This window comes from Xenorhabdus bovienii (assembly GCF_024721015.1).
Taxonomy (GTDB): Bacteria; Pseudomonadota; Gammaproteobacteria; order Enterobacterales; family Enterobacteriaceae; genus Xenorhabdus; species Xenorhabdus bovienii.
The window spans coordinates 1-248 of the sequence record NZ_JANAIF010000466.1; the positions used below are offsets into that span (position 1 = coordinate 1).

A 248-nucleotide genomic window follows, 5' to 3' on the forward strand; every position below is an offset into this window, starting at 1 on the left:
TAAAAAAATGAACAATTTATACCCAGCCTTTGTAAAAAAGTTTATAGTACTCAGGAGAAGTGACCTGAATCGTTGGGAAAATCGGGATGGCGGAAAGCTCGATCATCGGCACCAGAATTCGCGAGAGGCGGGTGCGGCAAGGGATCAAGCAATCCGCCCTTGCCGCGCAGGTCGGGATTTCGCCCTCTTACCTGAACCTGATCGAGCATAACCGGCGCAGGATCGGAGGCAAAATTCTGAATCAGCTG

At 50.4% G+C, this 248-nt stretch carries 1 protein-coding gene; it reads left to right on the forward strand.

The window, feature by feature from the left end:
• Positions 1 to 86: 86 nt before the first annotated feature.
• On the forward strand, positions 87 to 248 hold a 162-nt coding region (locus tag NXS07_RS22105), incomplete at its 3' end, for a helix-turn-helix domain-containing protein (protein ID WP_368859263.1).